We start from the raw sequence: 23142 nt of genomic DNA, 5'->3' as shown, positions 1-23142 counted from the left end.
CGATGCGCGATTCTTTCCACAACTTCGACGTGATCGTGATCGGCGGCGGCCACGCCGGCACCGAAGCGGCGCTCGCCTCCGCGCGCAGCGGTGCGCGCACCCTGCTGCTCACCCACAGCATCGAAACCGTGGGCGCGATGAGCTGCAACCCGGCCATCGGCGGGATCGGCAAGGGCCATCTGGTCAAGGAAATCGACGCGCTGGGCGGAATCATGGCCAAGGCCGCCGACGCCGCCGGCATCCAGTGGCGCACGCTCAATGGCTCGAAGGGGCCAGCGGTGCGCGCCACCCGCTGCCAGGCCGACCGCAGTCTGTACCGCGCCTTCATCCGCACGGCGGTGGAAGCGCAGGAAAACCTCTCGGTATTCCAGGCCTCGGTCGACGATCTCGTCATCGAAAGCGATGCCGTGCGCGGCGCGGTCACCAACACCGGCTTGCGCTTTGAAGCCCCCGCCGTGGTGCTCACCGCCGGCACCTTCCTCGCCGGCAAGATCCACATCGGGGAAACCCGGTACGCCGCCGGGCGCATGGGCGAGCCGCCTTCGACCGCGCTGGCGCACAAGTTGCGCGACGGCCGCTTCGTGGTCGATCGGCTCAAGACCGGCACCCCGCCGCGCATCGACGGGCGCAGTCTGGACTACTCGAAAATGGACGTGCAGCCCGGCGATGACCCGCGCCCGGTGTTCTCGTTTCTCGGCAGCCACGCCGACCAGCCGGCGCAGGTGAACTGCTGGATCGCCCACACCAACGAGCGCACGCACGAAATCATCCGCGCCTCCTTGCACCGCAGTCCGCTGTATTCCGGGCAGATCGAAGGCATCGGCCCGCGCTACTGCCCCTCGATCGAGGACAAGGTGGTGCGCTTCGCGGAGAAAACCGCGCACCAGATTTTCGTCGAACCCGAAGGCCTGCACGTCACCGAGATCTACCCCAACGGCATTTCCAGCTCGCTGCCGTTCGACGTGCAGCTGGCGCTGGTGCGCAGCATCGAAGGCTTCGAACACGCCCACATCACCCGCCCCGGCTATGCCATCGAATACGACTTCTTCGATCCGCGCGGGCTGAAGGCCTCGCTGGAAACCAAGGCGGTGGCCGGGCTGTTCTTCGCCGGCCAGATCAACGGCACCACCGGCTATGAAGAAGCCGCCGCGCAGGGCCTGCTGGCGGGCGTCAACGCCGCGCGCTTCGTGCGCGAACAGGAAGCGTGCACGCTGCGTCGCGACCAGGCCTATCTGGGCGTCCTGGTCGACGACCTGATCACCCACGGCACCAGCGAGCCGTATCGCATGTTCACCAGCCGCGCCGAATACCGGCTGCAGCTGCGCGAGGACAATGCCGACGCGCGCCTCACGCCGATCGGGCGTGAACTGGGCCTGGTGGACGATGCGCGCTGGCAGGCCTTTAGTCGCAAGCGCGATGCGGTCGAAGCCGAGACCGCGCGGTTGTCGAGCTTGTGGGCGGCGCCGAATAACGCGCTGGGCGCGGCCTTCGCGCGCCAGCTGGGCGTGGAACTGACGCGCGAAAACAGCGCGCTGGACCTGCTGCGGCGGCCCGAGATCGACTACGCCGGATTGATGCAAATCCCCGCACTCGGCCCCGGCGTGGACGATGCCAAGGTGATCGAGCAGATCGAGATCGAAACCAAATACGCCGGCTACCTGAACCGCCAGCGCGAGGAAATCGCCCGCCAGCAGCGCAACGAAACCACCGCGATTCCCGGTGATTTCGATTACGCGCGGGTGCGCGGGCTGTCGGCCGAAGTGCAGCAGAAATTCGAGCGCGTGCGCCCGCAAACCGTGGGCCAGGCCGGCCGCATCCCCGGTGTCACCCCGGCAGCGATCTCGCTGCTGCTGGTGCATCTGGAGCGCGCGCGGCGCGAACGCGCGGCGTAAACCGCCCCCTTCCGCCACCCGCAACCGGGCGATCGCCCCGGATTTTCCGCGGCTTCATCCCGCGGCTTGCCATCGGCTACTGCGCCAGCCGACCCGAGCGCACTGCCTGCATTCGCACGATGGTGCGCGACTGCGGTTTGCCGCTGGCGATGAGCTCGGCAATCAATGCATCGGCCAGGGCATTGGCATTCTTGCGCTGGCCCAGGACCAGCCAGCCTTCGGCCTGCGCGGCGCGTGCCTGCTGCCCGGTGTTCGAGCCGGCGGGCACCGCCTTGCGCACCGCTTCGGCCTGCGCAATGCCCGCCCGCGCGGTGGCCGAGTCGCGCACGAGGCAGCGCGCCAGGTTCAGCTGTGCCGACGGCAGCCGGTCGTGGGCGCCGGCCTGTTCAAACATCTCGATGGCCCGGCGCGCATGTTCGAGGCTGTCCACGCAGCGGCCCATGCGCCATTCGGCAAACGCGATGCTGTTCCAGGCCGAACCCAGCGCGGCCTGATCGCTGACACCGGCGTCTTGCAGACTGGCCAGCGCCTGTTGGGCGGCTTCCAGCGCTTGCAGCGGACGATTCTGGCTGGACAGGTTGACGGTCAGCATGTTGTAACCGGCCGCCAGCCCCAGCGCATCGTCCAGGGCGCGGCTGTGCTTGGCCCGCCGCGCCGCGATGATCTGGCGGATCTGCCCTTCGGCTTCGGCCAGCGCGCCGGTTTCATTCAACACGGCGGCCAGGTTGTTGCGCGCGGAGAGCAGGTCGCTGTGGTCGGCCGGCAGCAGCCGGCTCCACAGCGTGATGGCGGCGTCCAGATGGGTACGTGCGCAGGTCAGGTCGCTGAATTGGTAGCAGGTCACCGCCCAGTTGTTGTGGGTATTGGCCAGCAGCTCGTCGTCCGGATGCGCCGGCGTGTCCAGCAACGCCACCGCACTGGCGAAATTGCGCAACGCGGGTTCACGCCGGTTGGCCTGCCCCTGCAGATAGGCCAGATAGGCCAGGCTGCGGGCAATCAGCGGGTGCTGCGCGGGCAGAGCCGCCTGCCGCAGCCGCAGCGCTTCGTCGGCATACGCGATCGCCTCGGCCGGATGACCATCGTCGTTGGTCAAGGTGGCCAGGTTGTGCAAGGTCGTGGCCAGGGTGGCCTTGGGCAGCGCCGGCAGTGTGCGCTGGGTGGCCAGCAAGGCGCGCTGCAGCTGCACCGCCGCGCCGGTTTTGCCGGCGCTGCCCAGAAGCAGCGCGTAGGTTTGCTGGTAGGCCTGGGTGCGGGCATCGGAAGCCCCGTGCCGGGTCAGGGCGGATCGGTACACCGCCTCCCCCAGCCGCAGCGCGCGCGGAAGGTCTTCCATCTGCTCGGCCAGATCCGCCTGCTTGCCGTGCACCAGATCCAGCGCGTCGGCGTGGGCCGTGCCGTGCGCGGTCAATTCGGCCTCCAGGGCGGCCAAATTGGCCGCGGCGCTGCGGTATTCGCCGGCAAGCTGCTGCAATTCGGCCTGCTGGATGCGCAGCTGCACCGTGGCCTGCGGGTCGTGGGTGCTCAGGCTCAGCGCCTTGTTCACCTGTATCCGCGCCGCGGCATAGTCACCCAGCGCGGCGTAGGTCTGCGCCAGGGTGCCGCGCAGGCGGGCCTCGGCGGCCGGCTGGTCGGCCAATGCCCCGGCATCGAGCCGGCGCGCGCCGTCGTCGAGCAAATCGCGCACGCCCACGTTGCGGTTCCAGCCGTGCTCGGGGTCGATGCTGGTGAAAATGCCGGCCAGATAGGCGCTGACCGCATCGGCACGCGCTGCTTCGCGCTTGGCCTGCCGCGCCTGCCACAGCGATACGCCGCTGCCGATCAGGATCACGCACAGGGTGAAGACGCCGCCGGCCACCGTCCAACGATTGCGCCGCACGAAGCGCCCGGCGCGGTAGCGGAAGCTCGGCGCGCGCGCCGCTACCGGCCGGCCGTCCAGCCAGGCGGCAAGATCCTCGCGCAGGCTGGCCACGTCGGCGTAGCGGGCCTCCGGCTCGCGCTGCATGGCCTTGGCGAGGATGACGTCAAGATCGCCGCGCAGCTGGCGCGCAAGCTGATCCGGAGAGGCGCGCCGTGCCAGCGCCTGGGCCTGATCGGCCTTGAGCACCGCGCTGGACGCACGCCCGGCGTCAACGCCCAGCAGCTCCAACTGGCGACGCAGGGTGGTCTGGGCGGTGATTCCGTGCGGATGGGCTCCGGTGAGCAGGCGAAACAGCAGCAGGCCGAGCTGGTAGATGTCGGTGGCCGTGCCCACGGCATCGCCCAGGATCTGCTCGGGGGCGGCAAATTCCGGGGTCAGCACGCGGTCCAGGGTGCCGGTGGCGCTGCCGGTTTCACCGTCGCAAAGCCGCGCAATGCCGAAATCCAGCAGCCGCGCCCGGCCCTGGGCATCCACCAGCAGGTTGGACGGTTTGAGGTCGCGGTGCACCACCAGGTTGCGGTGGGCGTAAGCCACCGCGTCGAGCACCTGCAAAAACAGCGTGACGCGCGCGCGCAGGCTCAGCCGACGGGCGTCGCACCAACGGTCGATGGGCTCCCCGTCCACCCGTTCCATCACGAAATACGGCGCGTTGTGGGCGTCGGTGCCGCCGTCCAGCAGGCGGGCGATGCCGGGGTGGTGCAATCCGGCGAGGATCTGGCGTTCGCGCAGGAAACGGTCGCGGGCGGCAGGAGAATCCAGCCCGAAGCGCACCCGCTTGAGCGCGGCCTGCTGGGCAAACTGGCCGTCGGCGCGCTCCACCGCGTACACCGCGCCCATGCCGCCGCGCCCAAGCACGCCGGTGATCCGCCAGGCGCCGATGCGCTCACCCAGCAGCGCCTCCGCTGGCGCCGTGGTGGCGGCCTCGGCGCTGACGGCAGCCAGCGGGTTCAGGCACAGGTCGGCTGCGCTGTCGTGCGCATCGGCCGCCAGCAGCGCGCGCACCTGCGCCAGCAGCGCCGCATCGCCCGCGCACTGCGCATGCAGCCACGCCTCGCGCTGCGGCTCGGGTTGTTCCAGCGCGGCATCAAACAGCTCCAGCGCACGCCGCAGATGCTCGTCGGATGCCATGCGCCCTCCAGGTGCAGCGCCGGGCCGGCCCGCATTCCCCACGGGCGAATTGTGCGGCCCCGCCCGGCACCCGGCAAATGCGGCGGCGGACCGGGACGGCAGATTTCAATGCCGTGTCGGGTTGGGCCGGGTTTTTCCGAATGAAGGGACAAGGCCACCCACAAGCGGGGCCTGCATCCCCCTTCCCAAGGAACCTGACACCATGCACACCACCACGACCCGCCGCCGCTCGCCGGTGCTCTCCCTGCTCACCCTGGCCCTGCTGTCAGCGCTGGCGCTGCCGGCATTTGCCGCCGATCCGGTCTGCGTGGACGCCAACGGCGATCCCATCGTGCCGGCACCGTCCACCGATCAGGGCAATGAACACGGCACCGACAACGCGACTTGCGCTGTAAACGCATCGGCTTACGGATACAACAACAACGCCAGCGGCTCAAGTAGCAATGCGTTTGGTTTGAGCAACTCCGCTGTGGACACCTTCAGCAGCGCCTTTGGCGCATACAACTACGCCACCGGCTACGGCAGCAATGCGTTCGGATACGATAACCTGGCCAGCGACCAATACAGCAATGCGTTTGGATCCCTTAACGACGCCACCGGCCTATACAGCGATGCGTTTGGATTCTATAACCTGGCCGCCGGCCTATTCAGCAGCGCCTTTGGCACGCTCAACGTAGCTAAGGGCTCCAACAGCAGTGCGATGGGCTTTCGGAACGGGGCCTACGGCGATGACAGCAGCGCCGTAGGCCGAAACAATAACGCCAACGGTCTGGACAGCAGCGCGATGGGCTTCGAAAACAATGCCGATGGTGAAGGCAGCAGCGCCTTTGGCCGAAGCAATCTCGCCAGTGGTCTGAACAGCAGCGCGGTGGGCTCACAGAACGAGGCCAGCGGCGATGACAGCAGCGCCTTTGGCCGAAGCAATACCGCCTTCGGGCTTCAGAGCAGCGCGATGGGCTTCTGGAACAAGTCAGCAGGAGATTTGAGCAGCGCGTTTGGCTACAACAACTCGGCCTTCGGCAACCTCAGCAGCGCGATGGGCTTCGAAAACCATGCCGATGGTGAAGGCAGCAGCGCCTTCGGGCAAAGCAATGCCGCCAGCGGGCTGAACAGCAACGCAGTGGGGTCACAGAACGAGGCCAGCGGCCTGAACAGCAGCGCGGTGGGCGCACAGAACAAGGCCAGCGATTGGAACAGCAGCGCGGTGGGCGTACAGAACAAGGCCAGCGCTTGGCACAGCAGCGCGTTCGGCTTTGGCAACAAAGCCAGCGGCGATGGCAGCAGCGCATTTGGCTACCAAAACTCCGCCCAAGGGGCTCAGAGCAGCGCCTTGGGCAATTACAACATCGCCATCGGCTTTAGAAGCAGCGTGTTTGGCAACAGCTCGCGAGCGGAAGCAGATTACAGCACCGCCATCGGCTATCAGGCAGTGGCTGGCGTGGAAGGCGTGGTGTCGTTTGGCCATTCGGCAACGGACCTGGACAACAGCGGCGTCGCCTACGGCAGCGACCGCAACGCTCGCCTGATCCACGTCGCTGCGGGCGTGGATGACACCGATGCGGTCAACCTCGGCCAGCTCAACGCCGCCATCGCCGGGATTCCGGTCTGGGATCTGGCACCGTTCGCGGCAGCCTTGGGTGGCGGCGCGGCTTGGTCCAGCGGAGTGTTCACTGCGCCCAGCTACACCATCCAGGGCGTGGCCTACAACAACGTCGGTGCAGCGCTGGCCGCCATCGACGGCTGGATGACCGCCAATGCGGGTGGCATCCAGTACGACGACCCCAGCCATGGCAGCGTGACGCTGGACGGCGCCAACGGCACTCAAATCAAGAACGTGGCCGATGGCACCGACGCCATGGATGCGGTGAACCTCGGCCAGATGCAGGCCGGCGACGCCGCCACCTTGACCGCCGCCAACAGCTACACCGACACCAAGTCGGCGCAGACCCTGACCGCGGCCAATGCCTACACCGATCAGCGCTTCGCGGCCTGGAACGATACCTTCACCCAGTACCAGCAGCAGGTCGATCGTCGCTTCGCGCAAACCGATACCCGCATCGACCGGATCGGCGCGATGGGTACGGCGATGACCCAGATGGCGGTCAACGCGGCGATGAGCAACAGCCCGCGCGGCCGGATTGCCATTGGCGTGGGCGCGCAGGGCGGCCAGGGCGCGGTGTCGATCGGCTACGGCCGGCGCATCGGCGACCGCGGCTCGTTCTCGCTCGGTGCCAGCTTCGCCAGCGGCGAGAGCAGCGTCGGCGGCGGCTTCGGCTTCGACCTGTAAACGCGCGGTTTGGGGCGGGAAGGAATCCGGGGCGGGCAACCGCCCCGGATTTTTTGCGATTGCGCCGCGTCCGGGCTGGCCGCCCGCAAATCAGGTGGCAAGCTGGCTGAGCAGGAACGCGCGCGCCTTGCGCCAGTCGCGCTGGACCGTGCGTTCGTTCACGCCCAGGACTTCGCCGATTTCAGCGAAGTTGTAACCGCCGAAGCAGTGCAGCGTGACGACTTCGGCGGCGCGCTGATCGGCGCGGGCGAGGGTATCGATCAGGTTGTCCAGTTCCAGCGCGTCCAGCGGGCGGTTGTCGCCCTCGGCCAGGCTCAGGGTCAAGGTGACGGCCCGCTGCCCGGCCCCGCGCTTGTCGGCGTGCATGCTGCGCACATGGTCCACCAGCACTTGGCGCATGGCACAGGCGGACAGGGCGATGAAGTGGCGGCGGTCGTTGGCGTCGAAGTTTCGCGCTGCGCGCAGCTTCAGCCAGGTTTCATTGACCAGTGCGGTGGTGCCGAAATCCCCACCGAACCGGCGCAACTGGTCGCGCGCGGCCTGCTTGAGCGCCGCGTATTCGCCGGCGAACGCGGCATCGAAGCGCGCCGGGTCCGCGGCCCGCACGCCCGCCATCCAGAACGCCGCCAATTCGGGCATCGTTTCCTCCGTTGCCGCGCATTGTCCGGGTGAGCGGGGCCTGCCGCAACGCTTCTGCAAACCGCGCTCAGATTCGAGTTTCCATGGTTGCCCTGCCGGCAAGAACCTTGAATGAACGAAAAACCGGCAAAGACCACCGCCCTTGCCCGCGCGTTGATTCCGGCACAACGGTTTTCCGGTGACAATGCCGGAAGTGTCCTTCGGAATAGTCTCATGCACGCACGCATCGCAGTGCCGCTTGCTGTCGCTGCCGCGCTGGCCCTGACCCTGACCGCCTGCGGGCGCAAGCCGGCCGCACCGCCCGCCAGCGGGAATTTCCAGGCCCAGGTCTGGGTGCTCCCAGCCGAAGTGGGCTCGATGGCCCCGGATCTGGTGCGTGCGCCGGACGGGCGGATTCTGCTGAGCTGGATCAACCGCCGCGAAGGGCGTCGGAACGTGCTCCAGTTTTCCTCCTACACCGAAGCGGACGGCTGGCAGAGCCAGCCGCGCACGATTGCGATCGGCAATTCGCTTTCTGCCAGCGGGGCCAACGCCCCACACCTGCTGGCCACGCGCGATGGTGCGCTGTGGGCGCAGTGGCTGCAATCGCGGCCGGATGGCGCAGGTCACGATGCCGACGTGGTGCTGGCGCGTTCGCGCGACGGCGGCATGACCTGGGCGCAGATGACCCGGGTGAACGATGACCGGGCGCTGGCCGAACACGGCTTTGCGGCGCTGTGGCCGACCGGCGATGACAGCCTCGGCATTGCCTGGTTGGATGGGCGTGCAGTTGACGATGCGGCCACGACGGAACATCCGGAGTCCGCGCCCGCCGTACAAGCCAACGCGCCCGACGCGCACGCGATGGCCGGCATGGCGCATGGCGGGGAGGACGCGGGCAAAAGCACCCAGTTGCGGGTCAACGGCTTCGACATGAACCTGCGCCGCGGCGCCGATGTCGTGCTCGACCCGCACAGCTGCGACTGCTGCCAGATCAGCGCTGCGATGACCCCGCGCGGCCCGCTGCTTGCCTACCGCGCGCGCAGCGCGGAGAACGTCCGCGATATCGCCACGCTGCGGTTCGAGAACGGCGCCTGGAGCGCGCCGAAAATCGTCCATGCGGATGGCTGGAAGATCGAGGCCTGCCCGGTGGCCGGCCCGGCGCTGGCCGCGCAAGGCAACACCGTGATCGTGGTTTGGTACAGCGAGCGCACCGACAAACCGCTGCTGCAGCTGGCGCGCAGCACGGACGCCGGCGACAGCTTCTCGACGCCGGTGGAGCTGGACGCGGGCGCGCCGGTGCTGGGCCGCGCGGCGGTCGCCTTCGACGGCCAGCAGGTGTGGGTGGCGTGGCTGCGCGAGAACGGGCAGGGGCAGACGCTGATGGTGGCGCGCTACAGCCCGGATCTGCAGCGCCGGCTGCAAACCATCGAAGTGGCCAAAGTGGGCGCGCGCGGGATGGCCAGCGGCTACCCGAAGCTGCTGGCCGACGACGGCATGGCCTGGCTGGTGTGGACCGATAGCGAAGGTGGCGTGGCGCGCTTGAAGGGCGCGCGGATCGTGCGCTGACGGCTTTCACGCTCCAGGCGGCAGTCGGGTGCTTGTGAGGAGCGGCTCAGCGGCGGCTTGCGGACTGCGCGGCGGCAGCCTGCTCGATTTCATGCAGGGCTTTCATCCGGCCCTGATACAGCGGATGGTCGGTCGAATACTTGCTGGCGGTGAGCGCCAGCGATTCGCGCATCGTCGCCAGCGCCTCGACCGGCCGACCGGCACGCATCAAGGTGTCGGTCAGGGCATCCAGCAGCAGCGCATTCTGGTAGGCGGCGGGGCCGAGGATGGCGTGCAGGCGGGTGATCGCATCGCGCTGGATCCGCTCGGCTTCGGCGAACCGGTTTTGCATCGCCAGCCCCTGGCCCCAGACGCTGGCGTAGTACCAGGTACTGCCATCGCCATCGCCGGACAGCTTGCGCTGCAGTTCGAACGCCTGCCGCAGATCGGCTTCGGCGGCATCGCCCGCGCCCAGCATCAGGTGCAGCTTGCCGCGCTCGAACAGCAGTTTGGACAGCGCATCGTCATTGCCCGCCGGCATCGCGTGGGCGGCAGCGTCGAACAGCGTCTTGGCCTGCGGCAATTTGCGCTGCTGCAGCATCAGCGCACCGTGGCGGGCCAGCAGGTTGGCCAGCGTTCCGCTGGGCTCGGGATAGTAGCGGCGTGCCAGGGCCTCGGCCCGTTCGAATGCGGCGGCGGCTTCATCGGCACGATGATTCTGGCGCAGCGCGCTTGCCAGCAGCGACAGCGGCGGCAACAGCCGAGGCGACTGCACGCCGGCGCCGGCTTCGATGGTGGCGACCATCTGTCGGAGCTGGAGGATGGCTTCGTCGTCGCGCCGCAGTTGCAACAGCATCAGCGCGCGCTGCTGCATCGCCGCGGTGGTTTCCGGCGCACCGCGCCCCAGGCGGAGGGCGAGGTCGGCGATGGCTTGTTCGGCCATCGGCAGCGCCTGCTCGCGCTGTCGGCCATTGATGGTGGCCTGCGCCAGCGCCAGCCGTGCGCGGGCGGCTTCGGGCGCATGGCCGCCGTCAAGCTCGGTCGCGACGGCCAGCGCCCGCCGCGCATGCCGTTCGGCAGTTTCCAGATTGCCGGCGGCCCAGGCGGCTTCGCTCAGCTTGCGTTCGGTCTGTCCAGCCTGAGCGCTGGCGGGGCCGAACAGCTGCGTGCGCAGGGCGAGCGCCTGCTGCAGGGTGATGACACCATGGGCGGGATCGCCGAGATTGCTCTGGATTTCGCCCAGATCATCCAGCAGCTCCGCGCGCAGCGCAGGTTCGACCCCCTGTCGCGCGTCCAGCCCGCGGATGCCGTCGGCAAGAATCTGCGCCGGCGCACGCGCGCTGTCGGTGCCGCGCGCCAACGGGTCCTCCTCGCGGAACACCGACAGCACCAGATCCTTGACCTGCTGCGCGCGCTGCGCCTGCAGCCGCGCCTGCCGCGCCTGCTGCAGGGCGACCCCCAGCCCGATGGCGAGCGCGCAAATGATCGCCGCCAGTGAGGCCAGCGCCCACCGGTGGCGACGCACGAAGAAACGCAGCCGGTAGCTGCGCGAAGACGCGCGCACGCCCACCGGCAGACCGTCCAGCCAGCGCCACAGGTCCCCGGCCAGCGCATCGACGCTGGGATAGCGTTGCTCCGGTTCCACCGCAAGGCAGGTGGCGACGATGGCGGAAAGGTCGCCGGAGACGCTGTGGACGAACGCCTTGCGACCGCTCTGGCGCTGCGCCAGGGTGGCCTCGGACAGTTGCCGCGCCACCTGCCCGAGGCTGTGCGGCGGCGCTTCGAGCAGTGGCAGCAATTCGCCCACCGGGGTGGCGTCGCGCACGCCGAAGGGATGGTCGCCGGTGAGGATGAGGTGCAGCATCAAGCCAAGCTGATAGACGTCGGTGGCGGTCGTCACCGGCAGGTGGCGCAACTGCTCCGGTGCCGCGAACTGCGGCGTCATGGCCAGTTCGCGGGTGACATCGGACCGAGTTTCGGGCTCCAGCAGCTTGGCGATGCCAAAGTCCAGCAGCTTCACGTGGCCGTCGCCGTCCACCAGCACGTTGGAAGGCTTCAGGTCACGATGGACGATCAGGTTGCGGTGCGCGTACTGCACCGCGTCGAGCACCTGCAGGAACAGCGTCACGCGGGCCCGCACGCCCAGCCGCCGGCCATCGCACCAGGCATCGATAGGCTCGCCTTCGACGTAGGCCATGGCGAAATAGGGCTGGCCGGCGGCGCTGACGCCGCCGTCGAGCAGGCTGGCGATGTTGGGGTGTTCCAGCTGCGCCAGGATGCCGCGTTCGCGCAGGAAGCGCGCGCGTGCCAGTGAAGAATCCAGCCCGTGGGTGATCAGCTTGATGGCCGCCTGCTGGCGGAAGCCATCCCCTTCCCGCTCGCCCAGCCAGACCGTGCCCATGCCGCCTTCGCCCAGCCGCCGCAGCAGTCGCCAGGGCCCGAGCATCTGACCAACATCCAGTGCATCCGCGTCCCCCGCTTCGGTGGACAGATGCGCCGCCCAGCGCGCCAGCCGTTCGCCGGAATCGTCGCTGCCGGGCTGATCGTCAGCCGCCGCCAGCAGTCTTTCGACCGCATCGGCCAGCGCCGCGTCTTCGCGCCGCAGGGTCTGCAAGCGCTGCAACCGTTCCCGCACGGGCAAATCCATCAGCGCGCTGAACTCGGCGAAGGCGCGGCTGGATGGGCCCGATGCCATTCAGGACTCCAGCTCGACCTGCAGGAAGGCGCGGGCGCGGAGCCAGTCGCGCCGCAGTGTGCGTTCGGTGACGCCCAGGATCGCCGCCGACTCGGTTTCCGAATAGCCGCCGAAATAGCGCAGTTCCACCATCTGCGCGCAGCGCAGGTCGATCGCCGCCAGCCGCTCCAGCGCGCTGTCCAGCGCCAGCACTTCCAGCGCGGAGTGCGCCCGGTCCTCGTGCACGTCATCAAGGGTGACGTGCAGGCCGGCGCGCTTGGCGGTGCTGGCCTGTCGAGCCATGCCCACCAGCACCGAACGCATGGCGCAGGCGGACAGCGCCATCAGGTGACCGTGCTCACTGGGCGCGGGCACGTTGCCGGAGCACAGTTTCAGATAGACCTCGTTGACCAGGACCGTGGTCTCCGACCAGCGACCCACGCGCCGCAGCTGGGTGCGGGCAAGCCGCTTGAGCTCGGCGTAGGCGCTTGCATAGGCCTGCCGAAACGCCTCCGCGCGTTCGGGCGGCGCCTTGGCCAGCCACGAGGCCGCAGTCAGGGTGGCAGGTTGGCCGCAATCATCCATCGGCGCATTGTCGGGCTTGTCCCGCGCCGGCGCCACTGGCGGGTTTCAGCCTCCGGCAGCCGCCTGCTCGACCAGCCGCAGGGCACCGCCGCGGGTGACGGCCTGCTCGATTTCACGCAGGGCCTTCATCCGGCCCTGATACAGCGGATGGTCGGTCGAATACTTGCTGGCGGTCAGCGCCAGCGCCCGCTGCCGCAGCGGGATCTCCTCGGCATAGCGTTGTTGCCGGTGCAGGGTGCCGGCCAGGGCATCCAGAATCAGCGCGTTCTGGTAGCCGTTGCGGCCAAGGAGGGCTTCGAGCCTGGCCAGCGCATCGCGCTGCACGCGCTCGGCTTCGCCCAGCTTGCCCTGCAGCGCCAGCGCGCTGCCCCACTGGCTGGCGTAGTACCAAGTCTGTCCATCATGCTCGCCACCGCCCTGCAATCGCAGCCGGAAGGCGCGCTGGGCCACGGCTTCGGCGGCGTCCGCCTCGCCCAGCTGCAGGTGCAGCTTGGTGCGGTTGGACAGCAGTTGCGCCAATTCCGGGGTTTCGCCTTCCGGCAGGGCCAGTTCGGCCTTGGTCAGCAGCGCCTTGGCCTCGGGAAGCCGATCCATGTCAACCAGCAACATCCCGTAGCGGGACAGCGCGCTGGCCAGCAGCCGGTTCTTGCCCTGGAAGTGGCGCTGCGCGAGTGCGACCACGCGCGCATAGGTCGCGCCGGCGGCCTCCAGCTGCTGCGCTTGCCGCTGCACGCCAGCCAGTGCGATGAGCGGGGACAACAAGCGTGCGGAGTCCTTGCCGTTGGCCGTTTCGATGGCGGAAATGACGTCGCGCAGCTCGGCGATGGCTTCGGGATCGCGGCGCAGCTGGGTCAGGATCTGGGCGTGGCGCAGGCGCGCTTCCAGCGTTTCCGGGGCGGACGCCCCCAGCTGCGCGTCCAAGTCGCGGATACCGCTGGCGGCAAGGGCCAGGGCCTGGTCGCGCTGGCTGTCACCGGAGTGGACCAGAGCGAGCAGGATCCGGGCCCGCGCCGCGTCGACGGCGTGCGGGGTGCCGCGCCGCTTCGCAATTGCGATTGCGCGCCGGGCGTGCGTCGTCGCCGCGCGCAGGTCGAGGCTGCGGTGGGCCGCGAGCGCGAGCTTGCGCTCGGTCTGCATGACTTCGGCGCTGTCGGCACCGAATTGCCGCGTGCGCAATGCCAACGCCTGCTCCAGTGAACGGCGCGCGCCGGCCGGGTCGCCGAGGTTGGACTGGAGTTCGCCGAGGTCGTCGAGCAGCGCCCCGCGCAACGCGGGGTCGACGTCCTGCTGTTCCAACGCCGCGATGCCGGCGGCCACGACCTGGGCCGGCGTGCGCTGGTTGGCCAGTTCGCGCAGCAGCGGATCTTCCTCGCGGAACACCGACAGCGCCAGATCCTTGACCTGTTCCGCACGCACGGCCTGCGTGTGTGCCTGCTGCGCTTGCTGGTGTGCCAGCTGGGCTTGGTGGAGAGCGACTCCGAGGCCGACCGCCAGCGCGCAAAACACGGCGGCGAGGCTGGTCAGCGCCCAGCGGTGGCGGCGCAGGAAAAACCGCAGGCGGTAGCCGCGTGACGATGCGCGGACCGACACCGGCTGGCCGTCCAGCCAGCGGCGCAGGTCGTCCGCGAGACGGTCGACGCTCGGGTAACGCGCTTCGGGGGCGCGTGCGATGCAGCTGGACACGACTGCGGACAGATCGCCGGCTACCTTGCGCACCAGCTCGTGGCGGCGGGTGTGGCGCTGGGTCAGCGCCGCCGCGTCCATTGCACGGACCGTCGCTGCCAATGTCTTCGGCGGCTGATCGAGGGTGGTGACCAGCGTTGCCAGCGGCGTCCGCGCGGTGACGCCGTAGGGGTGGCCACCCACCAGCAGGGCGTGCAGCAGCAGGCCGAGCTGGTAGATGTCGGTGGCGGTGGTGACGGCCTGACCCAGCAGCTGTTCGGGCGCGGCGAACTGCGGTGTCATCGCCACATCGCGGGTGAGACCGGCGTCAACGCCCTCCTCCAGCAGCTTGGCAATTCCGAAGTCCAGCAATTTGACGTGGCCACCCGCGTCCACCATCACGTTGGCCGGCTTGATGTCGCGATGGACGACCAGATTGCGGTGCGCGTACTGCACCGCGTCGAGCACCTGCAGGAACAGCTGCACGCGGGCGCGAACGTCCAGCCGATGGTCATCACACCAACGATCGATGGGCGCGCCTTCGACGTGGGCCATCGCGAACCAGGGCAAGCCATCTTCGCCCACGCCGGCATCGAGCAGGCCGGCGATGTTGGGATGCTCAAGCCGGGCGAGGATGCCGCGTTCGCGCAGGAAGCGTGCGTGCGCGGCGCGGCGGTTCGAGACCAGGTGCAATTGCTTGATCGCGGCGCGCTGCACGAAACCGTCACCCTGGCGCTCGCCCAACCAGACCACACCCATGCCGCCTTCACCCAGCGGGGCCAGCAGCCGCCACGGGCCCAGGGTTTGGCCGGCTTCCAGGGTTGTTGGCGCGGGCGCAGCGGGCGTCAGCTCGGACGCCCAGCGGGTCAGCGGCGGTGCGTCGGGGGCCGCCTCTGCTTCCACGTCGGCCGCCAGCAGCCGTTCGATTGCCTCCGCCAGCGCGGCGTCTTCCGCATGCAGCGCCGCCAGCCGCTCGCGGCGCTGCGGCTCGGGCAGTTCCACCAGCACGTTGAACAGTTCAAAGGCGCGGCGTGACGGATCCGAGGCCATTCAGGAACCCAGCTCGGCCTGCAAAAACGCGCGCGCGCGTCGCCAATCGCGGCGCAAGGTGCGGTCGGTGATGCCGAGGATGGCGGCGGTTTCCGCTTCGGTGTAACCGCCGAAATAGCGCAACTCCACCATCTGCGCGCTGCGCAGGTCAAGCTCGGCCAGCCGCTCCAGCGCGGCATCCAGCGCCAGCACGTCGACCGCGGAACGCGCCGATTGCGCCGGATCGGCATGCACGTCGTCCAACGTGACCGCCTGGCCCGAGCGCTTGTCGGCATTGGCATGGCGGGCCATGCCCACCAGCACCTGCCGCATGGCGCAGGCCGACAGCGCCATCAGGTGGCCGTGCTCGCTTGGGATCGGCGAGTGTCCGGAGCACAGCTTCAGGTAGACCTCGTTGACCAGCACCGTGGTTTCCGACCAGCGCCCCATCCGCCGCAACTGCCCGCGCGCCATCCGCTTGAGCTCGGCGTAAGCAGTGGCATAGGCCTCGCGGAAAGCGTCGGCCTTCGCCTCCGGCGTGGTAGCCAACCACGAGGTGGCGGTCAGGGTGGTGGGCTGGGCATCGGCATCCATGCCGTCATTCTGCGATGCGGCCACGGCGCGGGGCTACCTTTCCATCCGCCAATTGATCGAGGCGCGGTTTTGCACGCTGCTGGATTCGATCTGGATGTCGAAGCCTTTTTTCAGCAGATATTTGAGGGTGACGACTTGCCCGGTGCCGAGCAGGGCCACGCCGTAGCTGACGTACAGGCGCGGTGACAGGTATTTGCCGATGCCAAGCACTTCGCCGCCGAGCGCGCGCGACTGGCTGACGCCGGCATCGTCAAGACCGATCCGGTTGCCCAGTTCGGCGGCCAGCAATCCGGCGCTGGCATTGAGGGCGGAGCGCGCGGCGCCGAGTTGCTGGGCTTCGCGCCCGGTCAGGGTCGACAACGGCCGGCCCAGGGTCAGGTAGGCCAGTGCTTCCGATTGGCTCATCGCCGGATTGGAATACACGCTGGCCTGCAGATTGGAGGCGCGGCCGGTGACCGCCACGCCAGCGGTCACATCACCGACATGACGCTCGGCGCGGATGTCCAATTGCGGATTGCCGATCGCCGCGTTCGACCACGCCAGTCGGCCACGGGTGATCTGCAGGTTCTGCCCATAGGCGCGATAGCGGCCAGCGACCTCAAGCGCACCGGTGGCGCGGGTGTCGCCGCCCGGCGGCTGGCGCACGCGCAGGCTGCCGGTCAGGCTGCCGGCCAGGCCATAGCCGTCGATGCGCACCTTGTCACCGACGCGCAGGCCAAGGTCGACGTCGACGGCGATGGGCGTGGCTGCCGCGACCGGCTTGTCGGGATCCAGCACCACCACGTCGGGCGATGGCGAGACGCCCGATTGCAGGCGTTCGAGGTGCAGATCGGCTTCGGGAACGAGCACGTCGCCGCGCAGTTCGATCGGTGCGCCGGCGCGCCAGCGCGCGGTGAGATCAGGCGACGCCAGCAGGCGCAGCTGGCGGGTGTCGGCCAGCAACACCTCGCTGCCATTGATCGCCAGTTGCAGCGGCGTCGTGTCATCCAGCCAGCCCAGGCTGCCGTCGACGCGCAGGATGCCCTTGCCGGTGCTGGCGCTGCCGGTGATCCTGGCGCTGCCGTCTGCGTCGGCGTTCAGGGCGATTTCGCCTTGCTCGATGCCGATGCCCAGCGCCGGCAGTTCCGCACTGAAAGCTTGCAGCTGCGCGCGGCCGGCAAGGTGCGGGCGCCCGCGCGTTCCAGCCAATTGCACGTCCACCGAAAGCGCGCCGCCGGGTTCGGCGAGATCGGGCGACAGCAATTCCAGCCAGGTCAGTTCCTTGGTGTTGGCGCGCAGACTGCCGGTCAGTGGTGATGCGGCCTCCCAGCCGGTGGCGAATTCGGCATCGAGCTTGCCGCCGCCGGAGAGGCCCGCGTTGATGTGGCTTTCGATGCGCTGCGGGTTAGCGCGCACATCCAGCTTGAGATCGCGATAGCCGAACAGGTCGCGGCGCGCGCGCTGGCGATCGCGCAGCCCACCGCTGGCGGAGGTCAGGCTGGCATCGGCAGTCCAGCCTGAGCCCGCCACCGCAAGTCGCGCCTCCAGGTCCACGTTTCCGACCAGCACCCAAGGGCGCCCATCCTCGCGCTTGGGCAGAAACTCGGCGACCAGCGCCAGCGGCAATTGGCTGCCTGCAAGTGTCAAGCCCGGCGCCGGCCAGCCACCGCGGGCGCACAGGCGGCCGCCGAGGCTGGCGTGCAGGCAGGCGTCGGCGAGGGTGGCGCGTTGGCCGTCCCAGGACCACGCACTGGGCGCTTGCAAGGCCCACGCGCTGCCTTGCACCGGGGTGAATGCGAGACTTGCGAGTTGTCCTTGCCAGCGCATGCCCTGCTTGCTTGCGCTGCCGGCCAGCGCCAGCGTGCCGACATCGCTTTGGGCGTCGAGCACAAGGCCCAGACGGGTAAGCGCGCCGTGCAGGTTGGCATGCAGCGATGCCAGCGCGAGCCCGGCCTGCACGTTCTCAGCGTCCAGATTGAGCGTGCCCTCACCCTGCGCCCACGGAAGCTGGCCGCGGGCGTGCAGATGGCGGGCGCGATACGCCTTCCAGACGAGGTTCTGGCCGTTCAAATCCACGCGCAGATCGGGCGCGTCACGGCGACCGCGCAGCGCAAGCTGGCCGTCGATGCGGCCGCTGGCGCCGGGGAGCAGGTCTTCCAATTGCAGCGGTGCGAAGTTGGCATCGACTTCCAGCGTCGCGGCCATTTGCCCCTTCGCTTCGATCCGGCTTGTACCCAGCGCCAACGCCACGTCGCCGCGATAGCGTTCACCCTCAATGGCGAGCATGGCATGCCCGGACAGCGGCCGGCCGCGCAGCTGGCCGCCAAGATCGCGCGCATCGAAGCGGGCGCTCAGCGCGCCGTTGCCTTGCTCGCCTTGGGTTTCGATGGTGCCGCGCAGCGCGCCCGGCCAATCGGGCGCGAAGTTGCCGGGATCGAAATCGGCAAGCGTGGCCTTGGCCTGCCACTGCCACGCAGGCGACCACGCCAGCCTGCCGTTTGCCGACAGCCGACCGGCGCGGGTGCCGGCATCCAGTCGTTCGATGCGGGCGCTGTTGCGATCGCCGCTGCCGGCGAGATCGAGCGTCGCTTGCTCCTTGCCACGCGTGAGGCGCGCCTGTCCGCGCAGCGTCCACTGGTCCAGGCGTCCGGCAAGTTTGAGGTCGGCGTCACCGGCAACTGCCGTTTGTCCGTTGGTATCCGCCCAGCGCAGCCCGCGTGCCGCCAGCGCCAGATCGACGCTGGCTTGATCGGATGCCGCCAGTTCGACATGCCCCTGCGCGGTGACGCGGCCATCCAGCAGATCCACCACCAGCGGTTGCAGGTCGATGCGTTGACCGGACAGGCGCAACCTGGAGGCTTGCAGGCGTGCCTTGAAATCACCGCTGGCGAAATCTCCGTGCAGCTGCGCCTGCCCGCCCACGCCGGTGGCGGCCAGCGTGAAACGCAGCGGCGTGCCGCTGCCGTTGCCGGCAAGCAGATCAGGATCGAGTCCGGCGCTGTCGGCATCCAGCTGCCAGCGCGGCGTCGCGGCGTCGCCGCCCAGCGTCAGCCGCAGATGCGTGGCTTCCGGCAGGCGGCCATCGACCGCGGCTTCCAGCTTCGACAGATCGCCGCGAACACGGAGGTCCAGATGCGCTGCGGGCCGACCAAGCCGCGCCGGAAACTGCGCGCTGGCGGTCAGCTCGGTGCGGTAATTGCGACGCGGCGTGTAATCACCGTGCACGCTCAGCAGCCCGCGATCGCTGTCCACGCGCAGATGCTCGAGATGCGCCATGCCCCGGCCCACGCGCAGGCCGCCGCGCACGCTGCGGATGGCGATCAGCGCCTCGCCTTCGCGATGGATTTGAACGTCATCGACGGTCAGCGCATCGGCCTCGATCACGATCGGCAGATCCAGCCTGGGCAGCACCTCCGGCCAGTCCGGCAATTCCAGCGCGCTGTCGTCGCGCGGCAGATCCAGGCGCGCGCCGCGCACGAGCAGCTGGTCCAGCCGCAGCCGTCGCGCCAGCAGCGGCAGCAGCGCGGCATCGAGCCGGGTCTCGGCGATATCCAGCCGCAGCGTGCCGGTGGCGCAGGGTGAGGCGGGCGTCGGCTGGCAATGTTCGTCGCGCTGCACCGGCGTGGTGAATTGCACGCCTGCCAGCCGCAGCGGGCCCGCCAGGTGGCCCTGCGCGCTGTTCCAGCGCAGCGTGCTGCCAGTCGGCAGGCGGGCGGCGAGCTGGCGCAGGGCGAAGTCGCGGCCGCCGTCGGTGTTCAGCAGCCACAGCAGGGCCATGACGATAAGCAACACCAGCGCGGCGAGCGCGACGATCAGCGCCCGCCAGCGACGCTTCAGCGGGAGCGGCTTCGCTTCCGGCGCGCTCATGGCGAACCCTCCGCCACACGCCACGCCACCTGCGAGGCGTGCGCGTGCCGGCTCACAGATCCGCTCCGATGTTGAGGTGCAAGGTCACCGGCGAATCGGGTGCATTGAGGCCATGGGCGATATCGATCCGCACCGGGCCGACCGGCGAGCGCCAGCGCAGGCCGATCCCGATCCCGGTGTGCAGATCCGGGCGACGCCCTTCGAACGCGCTGCCGGTATCGACGAACACCGCCGCGCCCCAGGGACCGTTGAAATAGCGCTCGTATTCGAGACTGGCGGTCAGCAGATTGGGCGCGCCGGTGAAGTAATCGCCGCCGCTGGTGACGATGCGCGGACCGATCTCGTGCCAGCCGTAGCCGCGCACGCTGCGGTCGCCACCGGCGTAGAAACGCAGGCTGGGCGGCAGATCGAGCACATCGTCGGTGAAGGTGTGGCCGAGCTCGCCGCGCACGATCAGGCGGCTGTCGGCGTCAAAGCCGTGGAACCATTGCCCGGAAAGGTAAAGCTGGGCGAAGCTGGCGTCGCCACTGCTGCCACCCTTGCCGCCGCGCAGGATCAGGCTCGCGCCCATGCCACGGCGTGGTGCCATTCGATCATCAACATCGATGTATTCGGCTTGCAGTGCCGGGAACAGAAAGCTGGCAAAGCGGAACTCTTCGACGGGTTTGAGGATCGTGCGATAAGCCCAGCGCTCGCGCAGCAGGTGCAGCGAGGCGACCACATTGAGGTGATCGTTGACCTGCCCACTGCGACTGGCCACCAGTTCCAGGCGGCGGCTGTTGACGTAATCGGTCAGCTCGTCGCTGGCCTGCAGGCTGGCGGTGTACCAGCCGTCCAGCCAGGCGAAGGCGGGGATCCGGTATTGCAGGGTGACAGTCTTGCGCAGGCGCGCCCAGTCGATCTGCGCCAGCGCCTTGTGTCCGCGCGCATTGAGGTAGCGACGCTCAACCCCGGCGCTGATGCCGGGGCCGTCGAGGGTGGCATAGCTCAGGCCGAGACTGTAGATGCTGCGCTTGGCCGGCGTCAGTTCGACCAGCACCGGCGTAGTGCGATCCACCGCCTGTTCCGGCGCGGCCTGCACATCGACCAGCGCGAAGTAATCCAGCGCCACCAGCGCGCTGCGCAGGCGCTCGAGTTCGGCCTGGTCAAACGGCGTACCCGGCTGCCAGCGCACCAGCTTGTGCAGCAGGGCGTCGCGCAGGAACGGTTCGGGGGTTTGATTGAAGCGCACGTCCCCCAAGGTGTAGCGCTGGCCGCTGCTCCAGCGCAGTGCGATGTCGGCGGCCTGCGCCGCGCGCGTCACCTCGATGCGATGCTCGGCCATGCGGGCATCGAACCAGCCATGTTCGGTCAATGCGCGACCGATCCGCGCCTTGCCGTCTTCGTAGAGCGCGTGATTCAACACCTCGCCCGCGCGCGGCTGGAATTGGGCAACGGCTGCCGCAACCGAAGCGTCCGCGCTGGCCGCGCCATCGATGCCCAGATCGAAGCCGCGCACCCGCACCGGTGGCCCCAGGGTGATCGTGAGGGTGATGGTCAGGGCATCGGCGCGACCGCGGATGGTGCCCCGCGCCGTCGGATCAGCCCGGGTCGAATCGGCATCGGCATCGTCCAGCGTGCTGGCGGATTTTTCGCCACCGCTGGCGACGTCCGTCGTCGCTGCATCGTCAGGCGTGTCGTCCTCGTCGGCATCGGGTTCCGGCCATGCGCTGCCACTGCGATCGCTGCGCGTCAGCGTGATCGTCGGCGTGTAATAGCCGAACGGTTCCAGTGCGGTCCGGGTTTCGTCCTGCGCCACGCGCAGCAGATAAGCCAGCCGGCGCGGCCGCAGCTCCTTGTCGAGCTCAGCCTCAAGCGACAGCGCGCTGCGGACATTGGCCTCGATGGCCGGATCGTGCAGGCCTTCGATCCGCACCTGCTGCACCCGAACCGCCAGCGCCGGCGTGCAGGCAAACAACAGGGCGCCGGCCAGGGCGAGGCGAAAAACAGCGGGGGACATGCGCGCAGGATAGCGGGCGATCGGCGCCGGCGGCACGATCAATGCTGAACGTCGGCGCGCGTCAGGGTCAGCCCGACAAATGCTCGATCGCCGCCACGCTGCCCAGCCGCTGCGCGAGGCGTTGCAGCAGGGCGAGGCGGTTGGCGCGGATCGCCGGGTCATCGGCATTGACCATCACCGCATCGAAGAACGCATCCACCGGCGCGCGCAGCTGTGCCAGCCGGGTCAGTGCGGTGACGTAGTCGCCCTGCGCCAGCGCCGGGCCGGTTTCGGCATAAGCCGCTTCCACCGCTTCGGCCAATGCCAGCTCGGCCGGTTCACGCAGCAGGGCCGCGTCTTCCTGCAGCGGGATGTCGATGTCGGCTTTTTTAAGGATATTGCCGATGCGTTTGTTGGCGGCGGCCAGCGCGGCGGCTTCCGGAAGCTGCGCGAAGGTGCCGATGGCGTCGAGGCGGCGGGCGAAATCGGTGAGCGAGGCGGGCTTCAACTCTGCCACCGCGTTGAAGTGCGCGGCCGGCACGCCCTGGTCAGCGAAGTAGCCGCGCAGGCGGTCGAGGATGAAGGTGTAGAGGTCCTCTGGGACATTCTTGTCCAAAGGTACGCCCACACCTTGAGTCTCCGATACCTTTACACCGGAATGTTTTGCATGTTCGGCAGCGACCTTGACGCCGTGCATTGCTGCATTTGCCATCGCGTTAAATGCTTGACGATATGCAGTCTGAAGCAGTCCATCGCCAGATAAGCTGTCTTGCGGGTCGCGTTGGCTGAGGAGCTTTAGTTCAAAGCCACTTTCGATAATCGTCCTCGCCAACCCCAGTGCGTTTCGGCGCAGCGCGAACGGATCCTTGTTGCCGGTGGGCTTCAGGCCCGCAGCGAAGCCGCCCGCCAGAGTATCGAGACGTTCGGCAATCGCCAGCACCTTGCCCGCGCTTGAGGCGGCGATGTCATCGATGGCAAACCGCGGCCGGTAGGCTTCGTCGATAGCTAGCGCAACATCGTCCGGCTCCCCTGCACGCTGCGCGTAGTAGCGGCCGGCGATGCCCTGCAGTTCGGGGAATTCATTGACCATGCGCGATTGCAGGTCATTCTTGGCGAGCTGCGCGGCGCGTTTGGCCGACTTCACATCGGCTCCAATCTGTTCAGCGATTATTCCTGCGAGTGCGACGACTCGTGCCACTTTTCTTTCCACGCTGCCCAGCTTGGCCTGATAGGTCACCGTCGCAAGGCCTGCGCCCATCGCTTCGAGACCTTGTTTCAGGTCTTCGTCGAAGAAGAACTTGGCGTCGGCAAAGCGCGGACGGATCACCCGTTCGTAGCCTTTGCGGATTTCGTTCGGATCCCTGGATGCGATATTGGCGATGC

12 protein-coding genes are annotated in these 23142 nt (G+C 68.6%); 3 read left to right on the top strand and 9 right to left on the bottom strand.

From position 1 onward, the window contains the following. Positions 1 to 2: 2 nt before the first annotated feature. Complete coding sequence (mnmG, locus tag M9902_RS05635) at positions 3 to 1892, top strand: tRNA uridine-5-carboxymethylaminomethyl(34) synthesis enzyme MnmG (RefSeq protein WP_297221516.1); 1890 nt, start codon at positions 3 to 5, stop codon at positions 1890 to 1892. A 76-nt stretch (positions 1893 to 1968) separates the two neighbouring features. Here mnmG and M9902_RS05630 read toward each other — a convergent pair whose 3' ends face one another. Beyond that, positions 1969 to 4938 (bottom strand): serine/threonine-protein kinase, encoded by a 2970-nt coding sequence (locus tag M9902_RS05630; RefSeq protein WP_297221515.1) that lies wholly within the window; start codon positions 4936 to 4938, stop codon positions 1969 to 1971. A 202-nt stretch (positions 4939 to 5140) separates the two neighbouring features. On the opposite strand from M9902_RS05630, the gene M9902_RS05625 reads away from it, so the two are divergent. Next, positions 5141 to 7225 (top strand): hypothetical protein, encoded by a 2085-nt coding sequence (locus tag M9902_RS05625; protein WP_297221514.1) that lies wholly within the window; start codon positions 5141 to 5143, stop codon positions 7223 to 7225. A 90-nt stretch (positions 7226 to 7315) separates the two neighbouring features. On the opposite strand, the gene M9902_RS05620 is transcribed toward M9902_RS05625, so the two are convergent. Next, positions 7316 to 7864, bottom strand: a complete 549-nt coding sequence (locus tag M9902_RS05620) for an ECF-type sigma factor (protein ID WP_297221513.1) — start codon at positions 7862 to 7864, stop codon at positions 7316 to 7318. 213 nt (positions 7865 to 8077) lie between these two features. Here M9902_RS05620 and M9902_RS05615 point away from each other — a divergent pair, with 213 nt between their 5' ends. Then, a complete protein-coding gene (locus M9902_RS05615) occupies positions 8078 to 9412 on the top strand; it encodes a sialidase family protein (RefSeq protein WP_297221512.1) in 1335 nt (444 codons plus the stop codon). 46 nt (positions 9413 to 9458) lie between these two features. Here the strand turns inward: M9902_RS05615 and M9902_RS05610 are convergent, their stop codons facing one another. The 7 genes from M9902_RS05610 to glyS all read right to left on the bottom strand — a co-directional run. Further along, positions 9459 to 12086, bottom strand: coding sequence for a serine/threonine-protein kinase (locus M9902_RS05610; RefSeq protein WP_297221511.1), 2628 nt, complete (start codon positions 12084 to 12086; stop codon positions 9459 to 9461). Then, positions 12087 to 12650, bottom strand: coding sequence for an ECF-type sigma factor (locus tag M9902_RS05605; protein ID WP_297172319.1), 564 nt, complete (start codon positions 12648 to 12650; stop codon positions 12087 to 12089). It abuts the gene before it with no gap. 45 nt (positions 12651 to 12695) lie between these two features. After that, a complete protein-coding gene (locus M9902_RS05600) occupies positions 12696 to 15362 on the bottom strand; it encodes a serine/threonine-protein kinase (RefSeq protein WP_297221510.1) in 2667 nt (888 codons plus the stop codon). Continuing rightward, the gene (locus tag M9902_RS05595) at positions 15363 to 15935 is read right to left on the bottom strand and encodes an ECF-type sigma factor (RefSeq protein ID WP_297221509.1); all 573 of its coding nucleotides are present in this window, start codon (positions 15933 to 15935) and stop codon (positions 15363 to 15365) included. Between the two features lie 33 nt (positions 15936 to 15968). Continuing rightward, positions 15969 to 19781 (bottom strand): translocation/assembly module TamB domain-containing protein, encoded by a 3813-nt coding sequence (locus M9902_RS05590; protein WP_297221508.1) that lies wholly within the window; start codon positions 19779 to 19781, stop codon positions 15969 to 15971. 52 nt (positions 19782 to 19833) lie between these two features. Then, positions 19834 to 21780, bottom strand: coding sequence for an autotransporter assembly complex family protein (locus M9902_RS05585; RefSeq protein WP_297221507.1), 1947 nt, complete (start codon positions 21778 to 21780; stop codon positions 19834 to 19836). Between the two features lie 67 nt (positions 21781 to 21847). Beyond that, positions 21848 to 23142 (bottom strand): glycine--tRNA ligase subunit beta (gene glyS, locus M9902_RS05580; RefSeq protein ID WP_297221506.1); only part of this gene is annotated, 1295 nt, incomplete at its 5' end.

This window comes from Thermomonas sp., from assembly GCF_023953935.1.
Lineage (GTDB): Bacteria > Pseudomonadota > Gammaproteobacteria > Xanthomonadales > Xanthomonadaceae > Thermomonas.
This window is presented reverse-complemented; position numbering and strand designations above follow the sequence as displayed.